Raw genomic sequence first — 24,988 nt, 5'->3', positions numbered from 1 at the left:
GGCCCCGTAAAACGGCGCTCAATGACAAACAGCGCGCCACGATGGAGCGACATGCCGACACGACTATGGTTGATCAGCCACGCGTCGACCGCCGCGCAACGCAGCGCGACGTTCGCGGGCAACGACGAACCGCTCGATGCGCGCGGTCTCGCCGAAGTGAACGCGCATGCACAGCGCGAGCGCATCCGCTTCGAAAGCGTTCGCAACCTGCACGCGCTGACGAGCCCCGCGGCCTGCGCACGCGATACCGCTCGCGCGCTTGGCCTGACCGCGACGGTCGCGGCTGAACTCGCGGATACCTGCTACGGCGAATGGCAACGCCTGCGCATCGCCGATGTCGCCACGCAAGCGCCGCTCGCGCTCGAAGCGTGGCTGCGCGACCCCGCCGCGGCGCCGCCAGGCGGGGAATCGTTTGAAATGGTGCTCTCGCGCGTGGGCATCTGGCTCGACAAGCTCGCACTCTCCACCAGCGTCAACCCGACTGATAGCACCGTCAGAACCGTCGTCGCGATCACTCACGCGGCCGTGCTGCGCGCCGCGCTGATTCACGTGCTGCGTGCGTCGGCCACGTCATTTACGCAGATTGAAATCGCGCCGCTGACGACGATCGAACTGCGTCACCATGCGCGGCACAGCTGGAAATGGTGGCCGGGTGCGCCGCTCGAAGCCGCGCCAACAATCTGAACGTGAGCGCGTGACCGTGCAGCCTCGCATCGTCACGACCACCGCGAAGATCACCACGCCGTACCCGGCGTGCAGGCCGCGGACGGCATCCGCGTGGAAAACTCACGACCACTGTCAGTCCGGATGGGTCGACAGCTGCGTATGCGTATGCGTGCGCGTGCGCGTGCGTCACAGCATCGGACAAGACAGCACCTGCTGCGGCGCGAGCATCGTACCGGGTTCGCCATTGCGCGCGGGCACGCCTTGCGTCGGCATCGCGATCAGCCTGACCGCGTTCGGACCCGCATTCGCGAGCACATAACGTTCGACGCGACCCTCCGGCTGCCAGTAGAGCCGATACACACCGTTATCGGCATATACGTGCAGCGTGCCCGGCGTGGTTTTGCCTCCAGTGAGCAGATTGACCGGCTCTCCTTCGCGGACATGGAAGCCGCTGACGGGACTCGCACCGCTTGCGGCATTCGCGGCATTCGCGGCATTTGCCGCATCGGCATCCGTGCCGGACAACGTCCCGCAAACGTCACCCGCCGCCATCGCCATCGACGCGGCGAACGGGCCCACCGCCAGCACCCCGGCGACGGTCAGCGATACGATCGTATTAGTGCCCATGCGCGCCCCTGCAGGAATCGACCGGCAACGCCACATAGCCTACCGCGCTCACCCCCGCTTGTCGTCGGCACCGCTCATGCCCGGCAGCAACGAATCGCTCGGCCGCGCAATATCGAGCACCTTGCGCGCGGACTGGATACCCACCACCGGTAGACCTTCGGCGTCGAGCTTGCCGATTTGCGCAAGCACCGTCGCCTGGTCCCAATAGACATGCAAATTATCGATCCGGTCGCCGCGAAAGCAGATCACCGCGACCATCGCGACTTCGAAGTACTTGCCGGTCGGCTCGATGCCCGGCAGCATCCAGTGCATTTCGCAGGTGTGCGTGCAGCCCATCACGAATTCGTCGACGATCCGGTCCGTGCCGACCGTAAACGATACCGGCACATGCCGCGCGTCCGGCGGAATCGAGTACATGAACTGCTCGATGTAGAACCGCCTGAGCGACTCGTGGCCGATCGCGCCGGTCATCGTCGGCACGTCGTTGAAGTACGGATCGGCGACCATCGTTTCCATCACCGCATCCGCGTCGCGCGTCACGTACTTGTGATACGTGTGCCGCTTCCACACACGCTCGATCCCGTAGATCGGCCCCATCGTTTTCTTCAGCAGCGACAGCGAGCGCGAATACGCCAGCGACGCCGAGGTCCGGTCGAACCCCGGGCCGGGCACCGTAAACGACTCGCCGCACTCGTATTCGTAGATCGACACGCCCGGCCGGTACTCGAACGCCGCGCGGATTTTTCCACGCACGAGCGTCTCGCTGGCGGACGCCACGCGCCCGGCCAGATGTAGCACCAGCGGACAACGCAAATGCCGGGCCTCATGCAAATACCCTTCTAGCGCGGCGCCGCAGTAGCCGACCGCGCAATCGACGTCGGTGTGCGCGGCCGCGAGCACCGCCAGCTTGCCGCCGAGTCCGAAGCCGAGCACGCCGACCTTGCCGCGATGGGCCGGATATTCGCGCAGCGCCTCGAAGGTGGAGTTGATGTCGTCGAGCGCGTGCTCGAGGTCGAGGCGCCGCTCATAGTCATGCGCGTGCGTGTCGCCGTCGCCGCGCCGGCTGAACGACGCGCGCGGCGACAGCCGCCAGTAGAGATCGGGTACGACCACCAGATACCCTTCCTCGGCATAGCGTCTGGCGATCGCTTTGGTATGTTCGTCGATGCCGAAGGTATCGTGCAGCAGCACGACGCCCGGCGCGCAATCCTGCGTGGGCAATGCGATATAGCCTGTAAAGCTCTGGCCATGGCTCGCAGCAATTTCAATGAAATGGTCCATCTTGTTTCGCACGGTTCCGTGCCGCGGAGAGCCACCAGGTCTCCAGAACGTCCGCTGCCGGCGCTTATTCCCGGCGAAAGCAAATAGAAATCAGGCGAGCATCGCATCAGCGCGGCATCGCGCTAAATCGGTGCATTCATGTCTGCGCGCACTGCTGCGGTGCAATATGAAACGGCTTCGGGTGCGCGCAATCCTTTGCCCTATAAGGATTCCGGGTTTTGCTGCTGAATGGCATGACCGTTGCTTAAAGGCTCTCGCCTCCTGCAACGACGCAGGGCGGCATCAGGCGGGACCCGCATGCGCGATCTGGCGGCGGCGGTCCGCGCACTACCTGGCAGCCGTTTCGCGACGACGCGCACATTCCGGCGCGCGGCGGGAACGGTAGCCGATACCGGTCGGGCAATGGCGTTCGACGTGTGTCGCATCGGGTTCTGACACCCGCTGCGCGATACCTCGGCAGAACGGACATCATGAGCAAACCCCGACTCGTCGTCATCGGCAACGGCATGGCCGGCATCCGCACGCTCGAAGAATTGCTGACGATCGCACCCGATCATTACGACATCACGGTCTTCGGCGCCGAACCGCACCCGAACTACAACCGTATCCTGCTTTCGCCGGTGCTGGCCGGCGAGCAGTCGTTCAACGACATCGTGCTCAACCCGATCGAGTGGTATGAGCAGAACGGCATTCATCTGCATCTGGGCAAAACCGTCGAAAAGATCGACCGCGTGCGCCGCAAGGTGATCGCGACCGATGGCACGGAAGCGCCGTACGAGCGCTTGCTGATCGCCACCGGCTCGACGCCGTTCATCCTGCCGGTGCCCGGCAACAAGCTGAAGGGCGTGATCACGTATCGCGACATCTACGATACGCAGGCGATGATCGACGCGGCCACCGTGAAGCGTCACGCGGTGGTGATCGGCGGCGGGCTGCTCGGGCTCGAAGCCGCCAACGGACTCAAGCTGCGCGGCATGGAAGTGACGGTCGTGCACCTCGCCGAAACGCTGCTCGAGCGGCAGCTCGATGCGGCCGCCGGCAAGCTGCTGCAGCGCTCGCTCGAGACACGCGGGCTCAAATTCCTGCTCAGCAAGGCGACTGCGGAGATCACCGGCAACGATGCGGGTGAAGTGTCCGGCGTGGTCTTCAGCGACGGCAGCACGATCGCGGCCGATCTGGTCGTGATGGCCGCGGGTATCCGGCCGAACACGGCCCTTGCCGAAGCGGCCGGGTTGCATTGCAATCGCGGCATTGTCGTGAGCGACGCGTTGCAGACCTACGATCCGCGTATCTACGCGGTCGGCGAATGCGTGAGCCATCGCGGCATTGCATACGGACTGGTCGCGCCGCTGTTCGAGCAGGCAAAGGTCGCAGCGAACCATCTCGCGCTGATGGGCATCGGCAGCTACAAGGGCTCGGTGCTGTCGACCAAACTGAAAGTAACCGGTATCGACCTCTTTTCGGCCGGCGACTTCATGGGCGCCGAAGGCACCGAAGAAATCGTGCTGTCCGATCCGGCGGGCGGCGTGTACAAGAAGCTCGTGATCCGCGACGATCAACTGGTCGGCGCGTGCCTGTATGGCGATACCGCCGACGGCGCGTGGTACTTCAAGCTGCTGCGCGAAGGCCGCAAGCTCGGCGAGCTGCGCGATCACATCATGTTCGGCGAATCGAGCGTCGGCGACGCGGGCGTGCAAGGGCAAAGCCGCGCAGCGGCGATGGCCGACAGCGACGAAGTGTGCGGCTGCAACGGCGTGTGCAAAGGCACGATCGTCAAGGCGATCACCGAGAAAGGCCTGTTCACGCTCGACGATGTGAAGAAGCACACGAAGGCATCGAGCTCGTGCGGCTCGTGCACCGGGCTCGTCGAGCAGATTCTGATGAGCACGGTCGGCTCGAGCTTCCAGGAAACACCGAAGACCAAGGCTGTGTGTGGTTGCACGGACCACAATCACGGCGAAGTGCGTAAGGCAATTCGCGACCATCACCTGCTGACGCATCGCGAAGTCTACGACTTTCTCGAATGGCGCACGCCGAACGGCTGCGCGACCTGCCGCCCGGCGATCAACTATTACCTGCTGTCGACCTGGCCACGCGAAGCGGTCGACGATCCGCAAAGCCGCTTCGTCAACGAGCGTGTGCATGCGAACGTGCAGAAGGACAACACGTTCTCGGTGGTCCCGCAGATGAAAGGCGGCGTAACGAACTCCGCCGAACTGCGCCGTATCGCGGATGTCGCCGACAAATACCACGTGCCGATGGTGAAGGTGACGGGCGGTCAGCGTATCGACCTGTTCGGCATCAAGAAAGAAGACCTGCCGAATGTGTGGAAAGACCTCGGCATGAAGTCCGGCCACGCATACGGTAAATCGATCCGTACCGTAAAAACGTGCGTAGGCAGCGAATTCTGCCGCTTCGGCACGCAAAACAGCACGCAGATGGGCATCGATCTCGAGACGATGCTCGCGAATATGTGGTCGCCGCACAAGACCAAGCTCGCCGTGTCAGGCTGCCCGCGCAATTGCGCGGAAGCGGGCATCAAGGACGTCGGAGTGATCGCGGTCGACAGCGGCTGGGAGTTGTACGTCGGCGGCAATGGCGGGATCAAGACGGAGGTTGCGCAGTTCCTCGTGAAGGTGAAGACCGCCGATGAAGTGAAGGAGTACACCGGTGCGTTCCTGCAACTCTACCGCGAAGAAGCGTACTACCTCGATCGCACCGTGCACTACATCGCACGCGTCGGCCTCGACTATGTGAAGCAGAAGGTGGTCGACGACGCGGCAAGCCGCAAGGCGCTGTACGAACGGCTGCTGTACTCGCTCGAAGGGCTGCCCGATCCGTGGGAAGCGCGCATCGGCGGCACGCAGAAGAACGAATACATCCCGCTCAAAGTCGTGGCCTGACGGTCCGATCACAGGAAACATGACCATGGATATGCAAGTCACTCGCGCGTGGACGCGCATCTGCACCGTTGCCGATATTCCGAAACTCGGCAGCCGCGTGCTCGAACGCGCGGGCGGCAATATCGCGCTGTTTCGCACCGCGCAGGACAACGTGTATGCACTGCTCGACCGTTGCCCGCATAAGGGCGGCGCGTTGTCGCTCGGCATCGTGCATGGCGAGAGCGTCACTTGCCCGCTGCACGCGTGGAATATCGATCTCGCGAGCGGCGTCGCGAAAGCGCCGGACGAAGGTTGCGCGCGCCACTTTCCGGTGCGCGTCGACGCGGACGGCTCGGTGTATCTGTGCCTCGAATAGCTAAACGGCAATCGCAGCGAGGAGGTTCGATCCGATGAAAACCGTCACCCGTTCCACCTGCTGTTACTGCGGCGTCGGCTGCGGCGTGCTGATCGAAGCGGAAGACGGACGCATCACCGGCGTGCAGGGCGACCCCGATCATCCGGCGAATTTCGGCAAGCTGTGCAGCAAAGGCCTGTCGCTTGCGGATAGCGCGCGCAGCGAAACCGGCCGCCTGCTGCAACCGGCGCTGCGCACGCAGCGCAACGAGCCGCGCCACACGGTGCCGTGGAATGAAGCGCTCGACACGGTCGCGCAGCGCTTTGCCGATATAGTCGCCGAGCACGGCCCGGACGCGGTCGCGTTTTATGTATCCGGCCAGTTGCTGACAGAAGACTATTACGTCTTCAACAAGCTCGCGAAAGGCCTGATCGGCACCAACAACATCGATACGAACTCGCGGCTGTGCATGTCGAGCGCAGTCACCGGGTACAAGATGGCGCTGGGCGCCGATGGCCCGCCGACCTGCTACGAAGACCTCGAACACGCACAGACCGTGTTGTTCGCCGGCAGCAATATGGCGTGGGCGCATCCGGTCCTGTTTCGCCGGCTTGAAGCAGCGAAGGCCGCTAATCCGGATATCCGCTGGATCGTTGTCGATCCGCGCCGCACCGATACCGCCGCGATGGCGGATCTGCATCTGGCGATCGAACCCGGTACCGATGTCGCGCTCTTCAACGGGATGCTGCATCACCTGATCTGGGAAGGTCTGATCGATCGCGCATATATCGATGCGCACACAACCGGTTTCGCGGAATTGAAGGCGCTGGTGCGCGAGTTCACACCGCGCGTCGCCGCCGAGCTGTGCGGGATCGCCGAGCGTGACCTGCTGCAGGCGGCCGAATGGTTCGGCGCAAGCCCCGCGTCGCTGTCGCTGTACTGCATGGGACTGAACCAGTCGAGCCATGGCACCGACAAGAATCTCGCGCTGATCAACCTGCATCTCGCGACACAGCAGATCGGCCGCGCCGGCGCCGGTCCGTTTTCGCTGACCGGCCAGCCGAATGCGATGGGCGGCCGCGAAGTCGGCGGCATGGCGACGATGCTCGCCGCGCATCGCGACATCGGCAATGCCGCGCATCGCGAAGAGGTCGCGCGGTTCTGGGGTCTCGACGATGTCGCGCGTCTGTCCGCGACGCCGGGCTTGCCCGCCGTCGACATGTTCGACGCGGTGCGCGCCGGCAAGGTCAAGGCGATCTGGATCGCGTGCACGAACCCCGTGCATTCGATGCCGGACATCGCGAAGGTGCGCGAAGCACTCGATAACGCCGAATTCGTCGTCGTGCAGGATGCGTTCATGCAGACCGATACGGTGCCGTATGCGGACGTACTGCTGCCCGCCGCGAGCTGGGGCGAAAAAGCCGGCACGGTCACCAACTCGGAGCGCCGCATCACGCGAGTGCGGGCCGCGGTCGCACCCGCCGGCGACGCGAAGCCGGACTGGTGGATCGCGAACGAAGTCGCGCGCCGCATTGCAGAGCGGCTGTCGCGCGAGCCGCGGATGTTCGGCTTCGATACGACCGAAGCGGTGTTTGACGAGCATCGCGCGCTGACCACCGGACGCGACCTCGATATCGGCGGCATCAGCTACGCGCTGCTCGACGAAGCCGGTCCGCAGCAATGGCCGTATCCAGCCGGCGCCGCGGCCGGTGCGGCGCGCCGCTATACGGATGGGCAGTTCGCGACGCCGGACGGCCGCGCGCGCTTTCATCCGACGCAATATCTGCCGGTCGCCGACGAGGTCAACGCGCGCTACCCGTTCCGTCTGACAACGGGCCGCCTGCGCGATCAGTGGCACGGCATGAGCCGCACGGGCCGCGTCGCGAAGCTGTTCTCGCACACGCCCGAGGCGTCGCTGACGATGCACCCGGGCGACGCTGCGCGGCGCGGCCTCGCTGAAGGCGACCTTTTGCAGGTGAAGAGCCGGCGCGGCGCGCTGGTGCTGCCGCTGCAGATCTCCGACGATGTGCGGTCCGGCGCGGTGTTCGCCGCGATGCACTGGAACGGGCAATTCGCCGCGAGCGGGGGCATCAACGAAACGACGCTCGCGGCCGTCGACCCGCAGTCGAAGCAGCCGGAACTGAAGCACGCCGCGGTGCGCGTCGAACGTGCCGAGCTGCCGTGGCGGATGATCGCCGCACGCCGCGGCGACGCGCTCGCGTTGCAGGCCGCGCTGCAACCGCTGTTAAAGGAGTGCGCGTATGCATCGGTCACGCTCGATGCCGACGATCTGCTGGTTTTGCGCGCTGCGCACACCAGCGCGCCGCAAGGGTGGCTCGAGCGCGTGCACGCCGCGCTCGTGATGCCGGCCGGCGAAGATACGCTCGAGTACCGCGACGCTCGGCGCGGGCTTGACAGGCGAGCGATCTGGCGCGACAACATGCTCGACGGTTTCGCGCTGGCGGGCGACACCGGCAACGGCGCCGCATTGCTGGCAAAATTGCGCGACGCGCAGCCTTGGAGCGGCCCGCGCTTCGCCGCGTTCGCGGCGTTGCGCGTCGAACCGGCGGTGCGCGACCGTGTCGTGTGCAGTTGCACGCAGGTGAAGGAGTCCCGTATCAACGAAGCCATTGCGAACGGCGCGGGCGTGCCCGAACTGAAAGCAAAGCTCGGTTGCGGCACCGTCTGCGGCTCGTGCGTGCCGGAACTGAAGCGGCTCGTCGAGACCGCTGCCGTCGCGGGCTGATGTCGCGGACTGATGTGAAGCGAAGCGAAATCAGGCGCCGCCGCGCGCTGCCGAAGACCCGAACTGGAACAACATGCTGCGTGTACTGCTGGTCACCGACACCGACAAGCCCATCGGCGAGTTGCGCGAAACCCTCGCGCAACTCGGCTACGAGATGCTGGCCGGCACGGCGACACCGCATGCGCTGCACCAGACCGTCGCCAGCGAACGGCCAGACGTGATCATCATCGATACCGAATCGCCTTCGCGCGACACGCTCGAGCAGCTCGCGGTGATGAACGCGACCGCGCCGCGACCGGTGCTGATGTTCAGCAACGACGGCAACCAGCAGTTGATTCGCGACGCGGTCGATGCGGGCGTGACCGCATATCTCGTCGAAGGTCTCGCTACCGAACGTCTCGCACCGATTCTCGAAGTCGCGCTCGCGCGTTTCGCGCAGGAATCGAAACTACGTGAACGGCTTGCGCAGGCCGAAAACGAACTCGCCGAACGCAAGCTGATCGATCGCGCTAAACGCGTGCTGATGGAGCGTCAGAAGATGACCGAAAACGCCGCGTACGCGACGCTGCGCAAGCGCGCGATGGACCAGAGCATCAAACTTGTCGATGTCGCGCGCCAGATCGTCGCGTCGGCAGGCTTGCCGGAATGATGGGCCGCCCATGACTCAACTTGAACAACCCAACCGGCCGGACGCAGCGCGCCCGGCGCAAAGCGGGCTCGAAAAGACGCATCTGCGTGTCGGCTTCGTCGCGCTCAGCGACGCCGCACCGCTCGTTGCCGCGAAGCTATACGAATTCGGTCACGCGCATGGACTCACGCTGGAACTGGTCCGCCAGCCATCGTGGGCCGCGGTGCGCGACAAGCTGATTTCCGGCGATCTCGATGCCGCGCACGCGCTGTATGGTCTCGTGTATGGCGTCCAGCTGGGCCTCGGTGGGCCGCAAACCGATATGGCCGTGCTGATGGTGCTGAACCGCAACGGCCAGGCGATCACATTGTCGCGCCGCCTGACCGAAGCGCTCGGCTCGCATCGCACGCTGGCTGAGGCGCTCGCCACACTGGGCCGAAAGCCCGTGTTCGCGCAAACCTTCCCGACCGGCACGCACGCGATGTGGCTGTATTACTGGCTCGCCGCGCAACGTGTTCATCCGTTGCGAGATATTGAAAGCGTCGTGATTCCGCCGCCGCAAATGGTCGATGCGCTTGCGCAGGACAAGCTGGACGGCCTGTGCGTCGGCGAGCCATGGAATGCGGTTGCTCAGGCTCGAGGTGTCGGCGCGACAGTCGTGTACAGCAGTGAGATCTGGCCGGATCATCCGGAAAAGGTGCTCGCATGCCGGCGCGATTTCGTGAGCCGCTTTCCGAACACGTCGCGCGCGCTCGTGCAGACGATGCTGGAAGCGTGCCGGTGGCTCGATGAGGACGGGCATTGCGCGGAAATTGCGCGGCGTCTCGCGCAGCCGGAATTTATCGGCGTGCCGGCTGAGATGATCGCGCCGCGCTTGCAGGGTGAGCCCGTGCATGCGACGCGCTTGCCGGTGCGGTTCTTTGCGGGCGGACATGTGAACTATCCGTGGCCGGACGATGGTGTGTGGTTTCTGACGCAATACCAGCGCTGGGGGATGATTGACAGGCGCGACGATTATGCGGAGATTGCGGCGCGGATCAATCAGACTGAGTTGTATCGCGAAGCGGCGCGACATGTGGGCGTGACTGTGCCGGAACTTCAAACGCCGCAGGTGTTCATCGATGGGCGCGTGTGGGACGGTGCGAACCCGGCGGGTTATGCCGATACGTTTGCGATACGGCGTGAGTAAAACGCAGCCGTTCATGCAGCCGTTCGACGGCGACGCCGTGCACCGCACGCCCCGCTAACGTGCCTGCCGCCGGTCAGCGAATGCCCCGAGGTTTGCCGCGAATCGCCTCGCACATTCCAGCCCGAATGGCGTCGGCGCCACGCCGCGATCGTGCGCGACGTCCCACCCCATCCGCCATGCAGCGATGCGCTTGCCGTAACACGTCAGCGTATCGAGCGACTGCATCACGAACACAATGGCCGGCAGTAGTTGCGTGTACAAGCTTTCCGCGCGCGCCACGTCGCCTTCCGCAAACGCCTCGTAAATAGCAGCCTGCCAGTCGAACGTATCCGGCGCGACGATCAGACCTGCGCAGCCCGCGCGCAGATTATCGACCAGCTCCTGCCCGCCTCTACCGTTGAACACCGGCAAAGGATGACCGAGCGTACGCAGGCTATCGATAGTCGCGCGAATCGTCACGGCCGGCCCCTCGCCCTTCAGCCAGCGAAACTCCGGGCATTGCCCGGCAAGCGCGACGATCGACTGCCCGGACAGGCCGACACCCAGATACTCCGGCGCATTCTGAATCCCGGTCGGCAAGCACGTGCGCTGCATCACCTCTGCAAAGAAGTCGAAATAGAACGACTCCGGCTGGTCACGCATCGATGGTGGTTGCAGGATCAGGCCCGTCGCGCCACGCGTCGCCGCGTAGTCTGCCAATGCCACTTGTGCATCCACGCTATCGCCGGTGACGGTGACCGCCAACGGCACGCGCGACGCGATATCCGACGCCGCCCAGTCGATTACGCAATACTTCTCATCGAGCGACAGCCGATTTACCTCGGTCGCAAGTCCGAGGATAACGATGCCGCGCGCGCCCGCCGCGATCGTCGCCTCGACTTGCCGGCGCATCGCGTCGCGATCGAGCGTGTTGTGCGCGTCAAAATACGCGTACAACACAGGCCACATGCCCGCCGGCGAAAATGGCGTTTCGGTCGCAGCAGTCATCGATCGCGCCGCTCAACGTTCAAGGCACATTGCGCAATGCCGGTCAATGTGATTCGCGCGGCACCGGCGCGCCGCTCGCACCCACGAGGAAGTCGAGGTCCGCGCCCTGATCGGCCTGCAGCACGTGTTCGACATAAAGCCGGTAATAGCCGCGCTTCGGCAATTCGGGCGCCTGCCATTGGGCACGACGACGGTCGAGCTCTTCGTCGGACACTTCGAGATGAAGGCGCCGCGCCTTCACATCGAGCTCGATCATGTCGCCGGTCTGCACGAGCGCCAGCGGACCGCCGGCCGCGGCCTCCGGCGACACGTGCAAAACCACCGCACCGTACGCGGTGCCGCTCATGCGGCCGTCCGAAATCCGCACCATGTCGGTGATGCCTTTTTGCAGCACCTTCTTCGGCAACGGCATATTGCCGACCTCCGCGAATCCCGGATAGCCCTTCGGCCCCGCCCCCTTCAACACCATCACGCAGTTTTCATCGATGTCGAGCGAATCGTCGTCGACTTTCGCATGCAATTCCTCGACGTTTTCGAACACGACCGCGCGGCCGCGATGCTTGAGCAGCGACTCGGTGGCCGCCGACGGCTTGATCACCGCACCATTCGGCGCGAGGTTGCCTTTCAGCACCGCAATGCCCGCGTGCGGTTTGAAAGGCTCGGCGAAAGTCGTAATGACTTGCTGGTTATAGTTCGGCGCGTCGCGCACGTTGTCCCAGATCGTCTTGCCATTGACGGTCAACGCATCGCGATGCAATAGCCCCTGTTCGCCGAGTTGCCGCAATACCGCAGGCAGCCCGCCTGCGTAATAGAAATCTTCCATCAGGAATTCGCCCGACGGCTGCAGGTTCACCAGGCACGGCACCTCGGACCCGAGCTCCCAGTCTTCGAGCGTCAACTCGACGCCGATGCGCTTCGCAATCGCCAGCAGGTGCACGACCGCGTTTGTCGAGCCGCCGATCGCCGCATTCGTGCGGATCGCGTTTTCAAAAGCCTGACGCGTCAGGATCTTGTCCATCGTCAGATCGTCGCGCACCATCTCGACGATGCGGCGCCCGGCCAGATGCGCGAGCACCTGGCGGCGCGCGTCGACGGCGGGAATCGCCGCATTGTGCGGCAGGCCCATGCCGAGCGATTCGACCATCGACGCCATCGTCGAAGCGGTACCCATCGTCATGCAGTGGCCGCGCGAGCGGTTCATGCACGACTCGGCTTCGACAAACTCGTGCTGCGTCATCGTGCCCGCGCGCACTTCCTCCGACATTTGCCAGACCCCGGTGCCCGAGCCGAGCGTGCCGCCGCGAAAACGGCCATTGAGCATTGGGCCGCCCGATACCGCGAGTGCAGGCAGATTGCACGACGCCGCCCCCATCAGTAGCGCCGGCGTGGTCTTGTCGCACCCGACCAGCAGAATCACACCGTCGATCGGATTGCCGCGAATCGATTCTTCGACGTCCATCGACGCAAGATTACGAAACAGCATCGCGGTGGGTCGCAAATTGGTTTCGCCCAGCGACATCACCGGGAATTCAAGCGGTAGACCGCCGGCTTCGCGCACGCCGCGCTTCACATAGTCGGCGAGTTCACGGAAATGCGCGTTGCATGGGGTGAGTTCAGACCACGTATTGCAGATGCCGATCACTGGCCGGCCGTCGAATTCGTCGTGCGGGATACCCTGATTCTTCATCCACGACCGATGGATAAAACCATCTTTGTCGTCCCTGCCGAACCAGCTCTGCGAGCGGAGCTTGCGCATGTCGCCTCCAGTGTCTCTTTTGTGGGTGCCGTCTATCGCGGCAAGTGCTCAGCTTACCGCATCGGTGCCCGCGCCGGCAGCGGCTGCCCGCGCGCCGGAGTTCGCGTTATCCCTTACTGCGGTGTGTCGTTGCCCGGGCTTTGCGCCATCAGCAACGTGCCTATCGCCGTTATATCGTCGGTATCGAGCGTCGCGGTGTCAGCCTTCAGTTGCAATAGCGCGACGATCGTGTCGTACCGCGCGGCACGCAAGTCGCGCTGCGCGCCGTAAAGCGCATTCATCGCGCGCAATACGTCCGTGCTGGTACGGCTTCCGACTCTGTAACCTGCTTGCGTGGCCGTAAGCGTGTCTAGGCACGCTGCGACAAAGTCGATCAGCATGCTGGTCCGTTCGCGGCCCGCTTCATAGCGCGCAAAGCTGTCGCGCGCGGCTGCTTCGGCGTCGCGCTGCGCCGACAGCAAGCCGTTGCGCGCTTTATCCTCGAGTGCCGTGGACGCCCTGACTTTTGCCTGCGTTTCGCCGCCGGAAAAAATCGGTATCGTCACCGTGAACATCGCAGTCGTCGTGGTCGTAGGCCGTGCGTAGCCTGCCGCCGCGCCCGCAGGCGTGTAGCTCGCCGTCACGCCTGCGACCGGATAATGCGCCGCTTGCGCTTTGCTGACATCGTATTGCGCAATCTGCCAGTCGAGCTGCCGCATCTGCACCTGGAAACCATGCTCTCGCGCCTGCTCGGCCCATACGTCCGGGTCAGCGGGCGTAGCAGCCGGAAATGTCATCGAGCCTTTCAACCGTACCAGCGGCTCAAAGGGCGCGCCGGTCACCTGTTCGAGCGCGCGACGCTTCGTTTGCAGCGCATTCTGCGCCGCACGTCTTTGCAAATAGACTTCGCTACGCAGCGTTTGTGCTTCGCGCATGTCGATGATGGTCGCCTCGCCCGCGTTGCGCCGGCGCTGCAACTGCTCCAGTTCGACATCGATGGCCGCAAGGTAATCATCGATGCGACGCAGATCGTCTTCCGCGGCGAGTTCGTCGAAATACGCTTTTGCCGCGCGCAGCATCGACGCCTGACGCGCGCCGCCGAATTCGACGGCGCCGCGCGCTTCGATCACGCCGGCTTGCTGATACGCGGTCCAGCGTGTCCAGTCGAACAGCGGCTGCGTCAGGCTGACGGTCCAGCCGCTCTGCCAGTACGTGCTGCGCGGGAAGTCCTGCGTATCGATGCGGTTGTAGCCGCGCCCCCAGCCGCCCGACAGTTGCGGCAGCAGCGCGCCCCGCGCCGCGGGCACCGCCTGGCGCGCAGCGTCGTACGAAGCGCGAGCCTGCGCAACGGCGGCGTCGTGGTCAACTGCCTGTTCGACGACCGACAGCAGGTCCGCCGACTGTGCAGCGCCGCTGTCCATCAGCATCGCTACGTACGCGCAGATCGCCAGATAGCGCTTAACCATGGGCAAGCTCCATCGCGAGACTTCCACCATCCGCCGTCTCTCGCAGCAACGCCCCGTCGTGTAGCCGGTAGCGAATCTCGAAGGCCGCCGCCAGCGTCAGGTCGTGCGTGATCACGACGACCGTGCAGTCCAGTTGCCGCAGCAGCGTGGCAATGTGCCGGACCGACGCCGGATCGAGATTCGACGTCGGCTCGTCGAGCAGCAGCACGCTGCGCTGCTGATATAACGCACGCGCAAGCAGCAGACGCTGCCGCTGACCCGCGGATATATTCGCAATCGTGTCGCTGATCACCGTACGTGTACGCATCGGCAAACGCATCACGTCGTCGAGCAGACCGACTGCGGCAAGCGTGGCATGCACGCGCTCTTCATCGACACTCGCAGCGAACAGCGACACATTGTCGGCAATCGAGCCATGCAGGATCAGATCGCCTTGCCGCATATGCGCGGCATGGCGGCGAATTTCATCGACGCTCAGATTGCGCCAGTCGATGCCGTTTAGCGCGATGTGCCCTTCCTGCAGCGGCTCCGCGGCCGACAGCAGCTTGAACAACGTCGACTTGCCGCTGCCCGACGGGCCGACAATCGCAATCTTGTCGCCGCGGGAAATAGCGATGTTCGCGTTTTTCAACACCGGCTGGTCCGATACGCCGTAGCGGAACGTCACGTCGCGTACGTCGATCCGCCGGAAATCGCGCACTTCCGCCGCACGTAGCGTGTCTTCAAGCGGCGTATAGCGTTCCACTTCGCAGTCCGCGATGTCGGCGACGCGCGCGGCCGGCACGCTTAACATCAGGTACGCAAAGCATGAGTTGATCGCATGCGCGAAACGCTCGGAAAGCAGCGACTTGTAGATCAGGAACGAATAGAACACGCCGACGGAAACCGTCCCGCTCAACATCAGGCGCGCGGCGAACCATGTAATCGCAATCGTGTCCGCATAGTTGATGAGTTTCAGGATCGCATCGCGCGTATTGGTCAGCCTTGCGCTCGACAAGGTCGCCGCGATGTACTCCTTATACTTCGTCATGAATAGCGCCGTGCGGCGCGTTTCGCCCTGCGCAAGCTTGACGAGCGACGCGGCACGGATGGTTTCGATCAACGCATCGTCACAGCGCGCCGAGCGTTCGACCACTAGCGCATGCGTGTCGCGCATCCGCGCGAACATCGCCAGTGCAACCGCGACGTAGATCGCAAACATCGCGAGCGCGACCAGCGTCAGACGCCGGCTTTGCATCAGCATCAAGCCGAGTGCGAGCAGGCCGACCGTCACATCGATGCACAGCGAGGTGACGGTGCGCGTTGCGTACGCGCTAATCTCGTCCTGCGCCTTCACGCGCGCGAATACATCGCCGACGTGCCGCTTCTCGAACCACGACATCGGATTACGCAGCAGGTGGCCAATCAGCCCTTCGGTGGAATTGATCCGAACACAACCGTGCATCAGTTCGACAAGCGTGGATTGGACGTACTGGCTCAATGCACCGGCCGCGAAGATGCTGCCGAACGTCAGCACCAACACGCTCAGCAGGTTCAGATTGTCCGCGGCCACCACATAGTCGAGCACGAGATTGCCCAGATACGGCATCGCCAGAATCGCGAACTGGCTACCGAGCGCGACGAACAGCACCTTCGCAAGCTGCGCGCCAAGCATCGGATTGAGCATCCGCACGCGCGCAAGCGCCGCCGGAATACGCGATTTCGCGCGAATACGCGGCAGCGCCGGTGTCGCCGTACATTCAAGCAGATAGCCCGATACGTTCGCTACAAACGTTTCGATCGAGATTCGTCTTCTGCCGGCAGCGGGGTCGATGACCTGCACATGGCCACGGCCGCATTTCTCGAACACGACGAAATGCGCGCCACCGAAGTGCAGGATCGCGCCGCACGCAATCGAATGCAGATCCGCGGCCGCATCGAAACGATACGCCTGCACCGCGAGACCGAACTCGACGGCCACGTCGTAGAGGTCCATCAGCGACAGGCCATTCGACGAAATTGGCCTGAACGCGGACAGCTCGCGCACCTCGGTCGCACGTCCGAGATTGGACAGCACCATCGCAAGGCACGCATAGCCGCATTCGGCCACTTCGTTCTGGTAGATGATGCGCACGCTCAGCTCCTCCAGACGCGGAACAGCGGCGCGAGCACCCACTCCGCAATCGTTCTTTGCTCGACGACAATGCTGGCCATGGCCCGCATGCCGGGCAGAATGTCGAAGTGTTGCCCTTCGAAATCGAACGTGCGGCCGCGTAACGTCGCCCATGCCATGTAACTGTCGCCGGCCGGTTTGCCGGGGCTTTTCCGATTGGCGTCCGGCGTTGCGGGTGCGTCCACGGTCGTATCGGACAGCGCATCGATGCGCGCTTCGTAGGTGCCGAATTTCGAGTACGGGAAAGCATCGAATTTCAGCCGCACCGTTTGACCAATCCGCACGAAGCCGCGACGCCGCGACGGAATCAGCAGTGCAGCACGCAGGCGGCGATCGTCGCCGGTCGCAATCACCAGCGCAACGTCTTCGGGTGCGAGCATGCGACCCGGCACAAGGCTCGAAAACGTGATCACGCCCGCCTTTGGCGCGGAAATCGTCGTATCCTGGCGCGACTGCTCGAAACGCAGCTGAATGTCCTGCGTGTCGCGCGCGTGGCGCGCATCCAGCTCCTTCAATTGCGCTTCCAGATCGACGCGCGAATTGCGCGACGCGCCGATCTGGCCAACCAGTTGTGCACGCCGCGCCGCGCCCTGCGCGATGCTCGCTCGCGCCTGATGCACTTCTGTGCCGGCGTCCTCGACGCGATTCTGCGTGACCAGCCCGGCCGCCGACTCGAGCCGTTGGAGCTTGCGCTCGGCCCCTGCGGCAAGCGCGCTGGCCTGCGCGATCTGTTCATCCATCGCGGCCAGTTCGGCGCGCTGGCTTGCCTCGGTCGCACGCACGCCGTCCAGTTGCGCGCGCAACTGGATCTTGCGCTGTTGCCACTGCGTGTCGGCGGCCGCCAACTGTTCGTCGCGCATTTGCGCATCGAAATCGAAGCGCTGGCGGCCATCGCTCGCGAGTGAGAGATCGCGCTGCAGTCTGAAAAGCGGAGCGCCCTGCGCGACGCGCGCGGCGGGTTGCACGTCGATCGACGTCACGAGCCCGCTGATGCCGCGAATCTTCAACTCGGACGACGATACGATTTCACACGGCACATCCTGTTTGATTTCAATCTGATGGTTGAACGCGAAGACGATTGCCGCAGCAAGCAGTGCCGACGTCGAATACGCAATCCATCGCCACGGGACATCGCGAAACTGGGGCAGATTGGTTGGGCCCATTGCAGTAATGGCAAAAGCCTGCCGTCGCAGGCGTTCTAAAACCTGGGAAAGCGCAGCGAGCGGCTGCGCGGAACAGGGTTCAACGGGTTGGCGAAAATGCGTAGATCGACGGATGCCCCGTCACGAGCGAGCGGGCGAAGTTATCGGTCAGCGCGCGTTCAATGCAGTCCGCGACCCGTTGCGGCGCGTTCTCTGCCGCGAGTGGAATCGCATCGCATAGCTGCGCGCCGAACCGTCCTCGCTCAAAGCGCAGATAGAACGGCAACAGCCATGCATCCACCGGCGCACCGAGGCGAAACACGCCATGATGAATGCGTGCCGCGCGGCCGAACATCGTGACGCCGACTGTTTCCATCGGAAAACGCGTCAACGTGTACGGCGGCACATCCGCAAACAGCACGACCACGCCATTGCGCTTCAGCGATCGGATCACACGCAAGCCGAGACCGTTGCGGTTTTCGCCGCTATACGTATGCAACACGTCTATCGCAGGGATCATCGCGTCGTCGTCGCCATACAGATTGCGCGGCACACCGGATACGACACCGAGCGATTCGAGCCCGAGCCGCTTGCGCAGTTCGTCGATCACATAGATGTTCGCGTATTGCGATACGTAATGAAACGGCGCAACGATGACCGGCCGGGCTGCGGCCTGCGCTTTCAGTTCGGCAATGCGTTGCGCGAGGGCAGCCGCCACCGCCTGGAGGTCCGGCCATGCTTCGGCAATGCACAACTGCCGACCGAAATGCAGCCGCTGATCAATCAGCTTTTCGAGTCGCACGCCGACCTCGACATCGCGCCGTTTCAGCGACTTCAATTGCAACACGTCACGACCGGTTTCCCAGCGTTCGACACCCACCCAGCGTGCGCGCGCATCGAAGATGCTGCGCACCGCCGATCCAGCCAACGCAATCTGCTCGATCGTGCGCAACGACATGCGGCATAACAGTCGTGCGCGGACCCGGTAGCGCCATACCGCGATCTGCCGCATCGGCAGCGACAGATAGCGGCGGAGTAAGTGACGGATCTTCATCGATTCGACATTCGGCAAGACGACACGGCCGCGACGCATACTCCCGCCCTTGGAGTATCGCCGCGACCTTGCGATCGTTCCAGCGTTCGCTGTTACGCTTAGTGCTTCGACGTCTGGGAGGGCGTGGACGATGCTGCCGTCTGCACCACTACGACAGATGTCGCAGTAGCGGAACAGGAGCTGCCCTTGTTGGCGCCGCCGGCAATGCCCGCGCGAATCAATGCATGACGATCGATTTTCTGCATGATCAGCCCGCCTTCACCACGACGATCGTCGTTGCAGTGGCGGAGCACGAACTACGCTTGTTGCAGCCGCCGGCAAGGTTCGCTTGAGTCAACGCGTTGCGATCAATTTTTTGCATATTTTCAGCCTCATGAATGAATTAGCATTGCCATCCGAATCCATCACTCAGAATGAACGGGTCCGGATGGTCAGAAGTATCCGCACCGAGGTTCGCGCGAACCATAGGAATTCTTCGATTTTTATGGACCGATCCGTAAAATATCGTCACTTTGCTGCATCGTCAGCAATCGAACGCTAGAATCCACGCGTTACGAAAGCCGCGGTCTCGCACCGCATCCAGCATGGGCTTCACTTCACAACACCCGTCAGCTCGGGCAATCCACATCGCGATCGCCGACGATCATCCGGTGATCCGTCATGCGGCCGCCGCTGCATTGAAAGGCATGACAGGCGTGCATATCGTCGCAAGCGTCGCATCCGGCGCCGAACTGCTTACCGCATTGCAGGGCACACGCTGCGACCTGATCATCACCGATCTGTTAATGCCCGGCGCGCAGGCGGATAGCGACGGGTTGCCTCTGATGCAGCGCCTTAAGCGGCTTTATCCGGACACGCCGATTCTCGTGTTCACGATGGTTCGCAATCGCGATGTGCTGCTGGAAGTCGATCAGATGAATGTGGCGGGCATCGTGACGAAATCCGAGGAAGTCGGCGTTTTCATCGAAGCGACGCTGAACGTTGTGGTGCAACGACTGCAGTACCGGTCCGCGGCGGTACGAGCGATTCTCGACGCCCCGCCCCCCGCGACGCCCGCGCTCCACGATCGTTCGCCGTTGTCGGGCAAGGAGCTTGAAGTGATCCGCTTGTATGGCGCTGGCCTGTCGCTCACGGAAATCGCCGCGCGCCTGAATCGTTCGATTTCCACCATCGCGACACAAAAAGGCAACGCGATGCGCAAGCTAGGTATTGAGCGGAACGCGGATATGATCCGCTACGTGCAAAGCAACCGGCTCATTCAATAAAAAGCCGCGCGGGTGAGCGCGCGGCTTTTTTCACCGCGAGACGAGACGTCAGAAGTTGAAATTGTCGATATTGCTCGCATCGAACGTGGTCGGCGGTCCAAGGATAATCTCGCCGCTCGCGCCAATCGTGCGTTTGCCGAGCTTGCCCGCGTCAAACGACTCGCCCTCCTTGCCGGCAATCGTCCCCGACGCGAGATTGGCCGCCGCATACGCAGCGAGATACCCAAGCTGACCCGGGTCCCACAACTGGAATGCCTTGACCGTGCCGTTCTTCACAAACGCGCGCATCTGATTCGGCGTACCGAGGCCCGTGACCGCGACCTTGCCCTTGCTCGAAGACGTCGAGATATAGCGCGCGGCCGCCGCAATGCCGACCGATGTCGGCGCAACGATCGCCTTCAGGTTCGGATACGCCTGCAACAAGCCCTGCGTCTCGACGAACGACTTCTGGTCGTCGTCATTGCCATACGCGATTTTCACGAGCTTCATCTTCGAATACTCGGGCTTCTTCAGTTCCTCCTGCATCCACTTGATCCACGTGTTCTGATTCGTCGCGTTCGGCGTCGCCGACAAAATCGCAAACTCGCCCTCGCCGCCCATCAGCTTCGACACGAGCTGGATCTGCCCGCGGCCGATGCTCTCGGCGTTCGCCTGGTTCACGAACAGCTGGCGTCCATCGGGCGCCGTGTCCGAATCGAACGTGACGACCTTGATGCCTTGCGACATCGCTTTCTTCAGATACGGCACGAGCGCGTTCGCATCGTTCGCGGCGATCACGATTGCGTTCTGCCGTTGCGTAATCAACGTGTTGATATACGACACTTGCGACGAAGCACCCGCGTCCGACGGACCCACCACCTTGCCGTCGCCTTTGAATTCCTTGATCGCGGCCATGCCGCCGTCGTCGGCAATCACTTCGTACGGGTTGTTGATCTGCTTCGGTACGAAGGCGATCTTCAAGCCGCTCTTCAGGTCGGCCGCATGCGCGGTGCCGGCGATGCCAAGCATCGCCGCACATAGCAGCGTTGCAGTGGCCGCAGCGGCTTTCGCGTAAAGCAGAGGTTTATGCATTGCGTGTCTCCTCGCTGGTATTGACGGACCGGTGGGGTCCGGGTTGTTGATATCGGTCAGGGTTTTGCACGGCTCACGACGCCGCCGACTTTGCGAGGTAGCGCCGGTCGCGCATCGCACGCCAGCGGGCGACGAGATTTGGAATCAGCACCGACGCGAGCAGCAACGCGCCGGTGACGATAGTGAGCGTTTCGCTCGATACATCATCGAGCGTCAGCGCATTCTTCAGGATGCCGATAATCAGCAGAGACAGCAGCACGCCGATCATCGAGCCGCGTCCACCGAAAATGCTGACACCGCCGAATAGCACCGCGGCGATCACCGACAGCTCGAAGCCCTCGCCGTTGTCGCCGCGCGCGCTCGTAAAACGCAGCGTATAGACGATGCCGGCAAGCGCACTCATTGCGCCGGACAGCACGAAAGTCGTCAGCCGGATCTTTGCGACTTCGAGGCCGGAGAATGCGGCTGCCGTCGGGTTCGCGCCGATCGCATACAAGCTGCGGCCGAAGGCGGTAGCCTGCAACAGCACCGAAAACAGCACCGCGCAAACAATGACGATGATGAACGGCAGCGGGATAAAGGTGGCGCCAAGCGTATCCATGCCGAACGCCGTGTATGCCGCGGGAAAATCCGCGACCGCCTGGTCGCCGAGCAGCACGTACGCAAGACCGCGAAACAGCGCGAGCGTACCGATCGTTACCGCAAGCGACGGTAGGTTCAACCTGACGATCACCAGCCCGTTCAGCAGCCCGGCAAGCACACCGAACAGCAGCACGAGTACGATCACCGCGGGCATCGGTAACCCCGTGTGCCATAGCACGCCCATCAATGCGCTCGATGCGCCGAGCACCGACGCGACCGACAGGTCGATTTCGGCGGCGACGATAATCAACGTCATCGGCAGCGCCATCAACGCGATTTCAGTCAGATCGGCCAACACGTTCGACAGGTTCGCACCGGTCAGAAACACCGGCGAAAGCACCCGTCCCAGCCCGAGCGACAACAGCAGCACGATCACGAGCAGCGTTTCCCAGCGCAGCGGTGTTTCGCGCTTGCGTGTGAGCAACGCGGAATCGGGTTTAGCCATGATCGCGTTTCCTCATCATGCGTTTGGCGACGGAGCGCGCGAGCAAAGTATCGGCGGCGATCGCCGCGACGATCAGCGCGCCTTCGATCGCTTGCTCCCAGAATGGCGATACGTGCAACACGACCAGCGCGATGCTGATCACACCGAGCACGAGCGCGCCGAGCGTGGCGCCAAGAATGGTGCCGACGCCGCCGGTGATCGCGACGCTGCCGACCACCGCCGCCGCGACCACCTGCAGCTCGATACCCTTCGCGGTGCTCGCGTCGACGGTGCCGAAACGCGCAAGCCACAGTGCGCCCGCAAAGCCGGCGATCGCGCCCGACAACAGAAAGCCGGACATCACGCGCCGTTCGACGTTGACGCCCGCTAGCCGTGCAGCTTCCGGATTGGACCCGATCGCGTAGTGCTCTCGCCCGCCGCGGAAATGCTTCAGATACGCGCCGAGCGCAATCAGCACCGCGGCGGCGATCAACGCAAGTGTCGGGATGCCGAACGCGACGCCGGTCGCAAGGCGAGAGAATGCGTCCGGCAGGCTGGTCGCATTGATTTGTCCGCCATGCACCCATGCGTAGTCGGCGCCGCGGAAGATATAGAGCGTCGATAACGTGGCAACCAGCGACGGCACGCGGCCAACCGCAACCAGCAGCGCATTGATGCCGCCCGCGACCAACCCGATTGCCAGACCCGCGCCCAGCGCGACCAGCACCGGCATATGCGGGAACGCGACGTACAGGCTGCCGACCGCATACGCGCTGACACCGACTGTCGAGCCCACCGACAGGTCGATGTGGCGCATCAGGATCACGACGGTCATTCCCGCAGTCAGCAAGCTGATGATCGACACGTTCAGCAACACGTCACGCAGGTTTTGCAGATTCAGGAATTGCGGCCGCGCGAGCGCCGTGCCCGCGATCAGCAGTAACAGCACGATAAAGAGCGTCGTTTCGCGGCTCTTTGCAATCGCCGCTACGAGGCCGCCCGCGCGCGGCGCCGCGCGCTTTTCGGCCGGCGCGTGCACCGGCGCGGCATGGGTGGACGAATGGCGCATCATGCGGCATGCCCCCATTGCGCGGCGCTCTGACCGAGCGCGGCGCTCATGATCCGTTCCTCGCTCGCATCGGCGCGCGAGATCTCCGCGCTAATGCGTCCTTCGTGCATTACCAGCACGCGGTCGGCCATGCCGAGCACTTCCGGAAGTTCGCTCGAAATCATCAGCACCGCCATCCCGTTTTGCACCAGTTCCGACAGCGCGCCATACACCTCGGCCTTCGCGCCGACATCGATCCCGCGCGTCGGTTCATCGATGATCAGCACGTTCGGGTTGGTTGCAAGCCACTTGCCGAGCACTACCTTCTGCTGGTTGCCGCCGGACAGCGTGCCCGCTGCGGCGCCAGGGTCATCCGCCTTGAGACGAAGCCGCGCGCCCCAATGCGCGGCCAGTTGCGTTTCGCTGCGCGTGAAAATCAGTCCGTGCCGGACGAGGCGCCCTAGCACCGTCATCGACGCATTGCGCGCGATACTGAGCTCGAGCGCGAGTCCCTGCTGGCGACGATCTTCCGGCACCAGCGCGAGTCCCGCGCGCACCGCCGCAGCCGGACGCCCCGGCGCGAGCCGCTTGTCGCCGATGCGAACTTCGCCCGCGTCGTACGGATCGATGCCGAAAATCGCGCGCGCGATTTCGCTGCGCCCCGCGCCGACCAGCCCAGCGAGCGCGACGATTTCGCCCGCGCGCACGTCGAACGAAATGTCCTTGAACACGCCGATGCGTGTCAAACCGCGCACCGACAGCCGCACCGCGCCGGGCGTCACATCCGCTTTCGGATAGAACGTTTGGAGGTCGCGGCCCACCATCTTCGCGACGATCGCTTCGGTGGTCAGCGTCGAGGTCGGCGCATCGAACACCTTCGCGCCGTCGCGCATGATCGTCACGTGCTGCGTCAAAGCGAACACTTCGTCGAGCCGGTGCGTGATGAACAGGGTCGCCACATCGCGTTCGCGCAGCTTGCGCACGATCGCGAAGAGCCGTTCGACTTCCGGCAACGATAACGCGGCAGTCGGCTCGTCCATGATCAGCACGCTCGCGTTCAACGACAGTGCTTTCGCGATTTCGATCACCTGCTGGTCCGCAATCGACAGGCCGCGCACCAACTGGTCCGCGCGCAGATCGACACCGAGCGACGCGAGCAGGCCGTCTACTTCGTCGCGCATCGCGTCGTATTGAATGCGGCCGACGCGGTCCACCGGCTGGCGTCCCATATAGATGTTCTCCGCAATCGACAGATCGAAGAACAGCGTCGGTTCCTGGTAGATGACAGCAAGGCCTGCGTCGCGCGCTTCGGCTGGCGTCGCAAAGCGACAGGGCGTGCCGTCGATGGACAGTTCGCCGGCATCGGGCTGATGCACGCCCGCGAGAATCTTCACGAGCGTCGACTTGCCCGCGCCATTCTCGCCGAGCAGCGCATGCACTTCGCCCGGCCATAACACGAGTTCTCCATTGGCAAGCGCGCGCACGCGGCCGAACGACTTGCTCGCATGCTTCAGTTCCAGCCTTGGCACCGCGTCGGTGTGTTGCTGCACTGCGTGTCTCCTCCAGCAAGCGGCATCATGGGTGCCGCGTTGTAACGGGCCCGTTTGCAGCCGCCCGTTTAAAGCGCG

The 24,988-nt window shown here is 63.6% G+C and carries 20 protein-coding genes; 7 read left to right on the top strand and 13 right to left on the bottom strand.

Annotated features, from left to right (window positions below; all coding sequences use genetic code 11):
* Nucleotides 1-51 precede the first annotated feature (51 nt).
* Nucleotides 52-684 carry a histidine phosphatase family protein gene (locus tag BX592_RS03910; protein WP_134190324.1) on the top strand — a complete coding sequence of 211 codons (633 nt, stop codon included), beginning with the start codon at nucleotides 52-54 and terminating at the stop codon, nucleotides 682-684.
* A 168-nt stretch (nucleotides 685-852) separates the two neighbouring features.
* Here the strand turns inward: BX592_RS03910 and BX592_RS03905 are convergent, their stop codons facing one another.
* Both BX592_RS03905 and BX592_RS03900 read right to left on the bottom strand, forming a co-directional pair.
* Nucleotides 853-1,293: a hypothetical protein gene (locus BX592_RS03905; RefSeq protein ID WP_243849287.1), complete on the bottom strand. Its 441-nt coding sequence runs from the start codon at nucleotides 1,291-1,293 to the stop codon at nucleotides 853-855.
* 48 nt (nucleotides 1,294-1,341) lie between these two features.
* Nucleotides 1,342-2,574, bottom strand: coding sequence for a dienelactone hydrolase family protein (locus BX592_RS03900; protein ID WP_134190323.1), 1,233 nt, complete (start codon nucleotides 2,572-2,574; stop codon nucleotides 1,342-1,344).
* 470 nt (nucleotides 2,575-3,044) lie between these two features.
* On the opposite strand from BX592_RS03900, the gene nirB reads away from it, so the two are divergent.
* The 5 genes from nirB to BX592_RS03875 all read left to right on the top strand — a co-directional run bounded on the left by nirB (nucleotide 3,045) and on the right by BX592_RS03875 (nucleotide 10,374).
* Nucleotides 3,045-5,477, top strand: coding sequence for a nitrite reductase large subunit NirB (gene nirB / locus BX592_RS03895; protein WP_134190322.1), 2,433 nt, complete (start codon nucleotides 3,045-3,047; stop codon nucleotides 5,475-5,477).
* A 25-nt stretch (nucleotides 5,478-5,502) separates the two neighbouring features.
* Entirely contained in the window at nucleotides 5,503-5,832 is a 330-nt protein-coding gene (gene nirD / locus BX592_RS03890) for a nitrite reductase small subunit NirD (RefSeq protein ID WP_134190321.1), read from the top strand.
* A gap of 34 nt (nucleotides 5,833-5,866) precedes the next feature.
* Nucleotides 5,867-8,557 carry a nitrate reductase gene (locus BX592_RS03885; RefSeq protein ID WP_134190320.1) on the top strand — a complete coding sequence of 897 codons (2,691 nt, stop codon included), beginning with the start codon at nucleotides 5,867-5,869 and terminating at the stop codon, nucleotides 8,555-8,557.
* 73 nt (nucleotides 8,558-8,630) lie between these two features.
* Entirely contained in the window at nucleotides 8,631-9,206 is a 576-nt protein-coding gene (locus tag BX592_RS03880) for an ANTAR domain-containing response regulator (RefSeq protein ID WP_134190319.1), read from the top strand.
* A gap of 10 nt (nucleotides 9,207-9,216) precedes the next feature.
* Complete coding sequence (locus BX592_RS03875; protein WP_134190318.1) at nucleotides 9,217-10,374, top strand: CmpA/NrtA family ABC transporter substrate-binding protein; 1,158 nt, start codon at nucleotides 9,217-9,219, stop codon at nucleotides 10,372-10,374.
* A 54-nt stretch (nucleotides 10,375-10,428) separates the two neighbouring features.
* Here the strand turns inward: BX592_RS03875 and BX592_RS03870 are convergent, their stop codons facing one another.
* The 7 genes from BX592_RS03870 to BX592_RS33710 form a co-directional block, all read right to left on the bottom strand.
* A complete protein-coding gene (locus BX592_RS03870; protein WP_243849285.1) occupies nucleotides 10,429-11,361 on the bottom strand; it encodes a dihydrodipicolinate synthase family protein in 933 nt (310 codons plus the stop codon).
* 43 nt (nucleotides 11,362-11,404) lie between these two features.
* Entirely contained in the window at nucleotides 11,405-13,117 is a 1,713-nt protein-coding gene (locus tag BX592_RS03865; RefSeq protein WP_134190317.1) for an IlvD/Edd family dehydratase, read from the bottom strand.
* Nucleotides 13,118-13,230: 113 nt separating this feature from the next.
* Nucleotides 13,231-14,562, bottom strand: coding sequence for a TolC family outer membrane protein (locus BX592_RS03860; RefSeq protein WP_134190316.1), 1,332 nt, complete (start codon nucleotides 14,560-14,562; stop codon nucleotides 13,231-13,233).
* Entirely contained in the window at nucleotides 14,555-16,675 is a 2,121-nt protein-coding gene (locus tag BX592_RS03855; RefSeq protein WP_134190315.1) for a peptidase domain-containing ABC transporter, read from the bottom strand. Before BX592_RS03855 ends, BX592_RS03860 begins: the two co-directional genes overlap by 8 nt.
* Nucleotides 16,676-16,677: 2 nt before the next feature.
* On the bottom strand, nucleotides 16,678-17,877 hold the full coding sequence (locus BX592_RS03850; protein WP_134190314.1) for an HlyD family secretion protein: 1,200 nt from the start codon (nucleotides 17,875-17,877) through the stop codon (nucleotides 16,678-16,680).
* A gap of 79 nt (nucleotides 17,878-17,956) precedes the next feature.
* Nucleotides 17,957-18,949: a lysophospholipid acyltransferase family protein gene (locus tag BX592_RS03845; protein WP_243849283.1), complete on the bottom strand. Its 993-nt coding sequence runs from the start codon at nucleotides 18,947-18,949 to the stop codon at nucleotides 17,957-17,959.
* Between the two features lie 59 nt (nucleotides 18,950-19,008).
* Nucleotides 19,009-19,155 carry a hypothetical protein gene (locus BX592_RS33710; RefSeq protein WP_166676299.1) on the bottom strand — a complete coding sequence of 49 codons (147 nt, stop codon included), beginning with the start codon at nucleotides 19,153-19,155 and terminating at the stop codon, nucleotides 19,009-19,011.
* Between the two features lie 339 nt (nucleotides 19,156-19,494).
* Between BX592_RS33710 and BX592_RS03840 the strand changes: the two genes are divergently transcribed.
* Complete coding sequence (locus BX592_RS03840) at nucleotides 19,495-20,175, top strand: response regulator (RefSeq protein ID WP_134190313.1); 681 nt, start codon at nucleotides 19,495-19,497, stop codon at nucleotides 20,173-20,175.
* A gap of 48 nt (nucleotides 20,176-20,223) precedes the next feature.
* On the opposite strand, the gene rhaS is transcribed toward BX592_RS03840, so the two are convergent.
* The 4 genes from rhaS to BX592_RS03820 all read right to left on the bottom strand — a co-directional run bounded on the left by rhaS (nucleotide 20,224) and on the right by BX592_RS03820 (nucleotide 24,910).
* The gene (gene rhaS / locus BX592_RS03835) at nucleotides 20,224-21,246 is read right to left on the bottom strand and encodes a rhamnose ABC transporter substrate-binding protein (protein ID WP_134190312.1); all 1,023 of its coding nucleotides are present in this window, start codon (nucleotides 21,244-21,246) and stop codon (nucleotides 20,224-20,226) included.
* 73 nt (nucleotides 21,247-21,319) lie between these two features.
* Entirely contained in the window at nucleotides 21,320-22,333 is a 1,014-nt protein-coding gene (locus tag BX592_RS03830; RefSeq protein WP_134190311.1) for an ABC transporter permease, read from the bottom strand.
* The gene (locus BX592_RS03825; RefSeq protein ID WP_134190310.1) at nucleotides 22,326-23,384 is read right to left on the bottom strand and encodes an ABC transporter permease; all 1,059 of its coding nucleotides are present in this window, start codon (nucleotides 23,382-23,384) and stop codon (nucleotides 22,326-22,328) included. The genes BX592_RS03830 and BX592_RS03825 overlap by 8 nt, the downstream gene beginning before the upstream one ends.
* Nucleotides 23,381-24,910: a sugar ABC transporter ATP-binding protein gene (locus BX592_RS03820; RefSeq protein WP_208327839.1), complete on the bottom strand. Its 1,530-nt coding sequence runs from the start codon at nucleotides 24,908-24,910 to the stop codon at nucleotides 23,381-23,383. Before BX592_RS03820 ends, BX592_RS03825 begins: the two co-directional genes overlap by 4 nt.
* Between the last annotated feature and the right edge of the window lie 78 nt (nucleotides 24,911-24,988).

The sequence above is a fragment of the Paraburkholderia rhizosphaerae genome (genome assembly GCF_004366595.1).
Lineage (GTDB): Bacteria > Pseudomonadota > Gammaproteobacteria > Burkholderiales > Burkholderiaceae > Paraburkholderia > Paraburkholderia rhizosphaerae.
Note: the sequence above shows the minus strand (reverse complement) of the source record. Positions and strands in the feature narration are given on the sequence as shown.

Excerpts from the sequence above, each read along its gene's own strand:
- BX592_RS03910 (WP_134190324.1), top strand. The coding sequence starts at position 52 with ATGCCGACACGACTATGGTTGATCAGCCACGCGTCGACCGCCGCGCAA.
- BX592_RS03905 (WP_243849287.1), bottom strand. The coding sequence starts at position 1,293 with ATGGGCACTAATACGATCGTATCGCTGACCGTCGCCGGGGTGCTGGCG.
- BX592_RS03900 (WP_134190323.1), bottom strand. The coding sequence starts at position 2,574 with ATGGACCATTTCATTGAAATTGCTGCGAGCCATGGCCAGAGCTTTACA.
- nirB (WP_134190322.1), top strand. The coding sequence starts at position 3,045 with ATGAGCAAACCCCGACTCGTCGTCATCGGCAACGGCATGGCCGGCATC.
- nirD (WP_134190321.1), top strand. The coding sequence starts at position 5,503 with ATGGATATGCAAGTCACTCGCGCGTGGACGCGCATCTGCACCGTTGCC.
- BX592_RS03885 (WP_134190320.1), top strand. The coding sequence starts at position 5,867 with ATGAAAACCGTCACCCGTTCCACCTGCTGTTACTGCGGCGTCGGCTGC.
- BX592_RS03880 (WP_134190319.1), top strand. The coding sequence starts at position 8,631 with ATGCTGCGTGTACTGCTGGTCACCGACACCGACAAGCCCATCGGCGAG.
- BX592_RS03875 (WP_134190318.1), top strand. The coding sequence starts at position 9,217 with ATGACTCAACTTGAACAACCCAACCGGCCGGACGCAGCGCGCCCGGCG.
- BX592_RS03870 (WP_243849285.1), bottom strand. The coding sequence starts at position 11,361 with ATGACTGCTGCGACCGAAACGCCATTTTCGCCGGCGGGCATGTGGCCT.
- BX592_RS03865 (WP_134190317.1), bottom strand. The coding sequence starts at position 13,117 with ATGCGCAAGCTCCGCTCGCAGAGCTGGTTCGGCAGGGACGACAAAGAT.
- BX592_RS03860 (WP_134190316.1), bottom strand. The coding sequence starts at position 14,562 with ATGGTTAAGCGCTATCTGGCGATCTGCGCGTACGTAGCGATGCTGATG.
- BX592_RS03850 (WP_134190314.1), bottom strand. The coding sequence starts at position 17,877 with ATGGGCCCAACCAATCTGCCCCAGTTTCGCGATGTCCCGTGGCGATGG.
- BX592_RS03845 (WP_243849283.1), bottom strand. The coding sequence starts at position 18,949 with ATGCGTCGCGGCCGTGTCGTCTTGCCGAATGTCGAATCGATGAAGATC.
- BX592_RS33710 (WP_166676299.1), bottom strand. The coding sequence starts at position 19,155 with ATGCAGAAAATCGATCGTCATGCATTGATTCGCGCGGGCATTGCCGGC.
- BX592_RS03840 (WP_134190313.1), top strand. The coding sequence starts at position 19,495 with ATGGGCTTCACTTCACAACACCCGTCAGCTCGGGCAATCCACATCGCG.
- rhaS (WP_134190312.1), bottom strand. The coding sequence starts at position 21,246 with ATGCATAAACCTCTGCTTTACGCGAAAGCCGCTGCGGCCACTGCAACG.
- BX592_RS03830 (WP_134190311.1), bottom strand. The coding sequence starts at position 22,333 with ATGGCTAAACCCGATTCCGCGTTGCTCACACGCAAGCGCGAAACACCG.
- BX592_RS03825 (WP_134190310.1), bottom strand. The coding sequence starts at position 23,384 with ATGATGCGCCATTCGTCCACCCATGCCGCGCCGGTGCACGCGCCGGCC.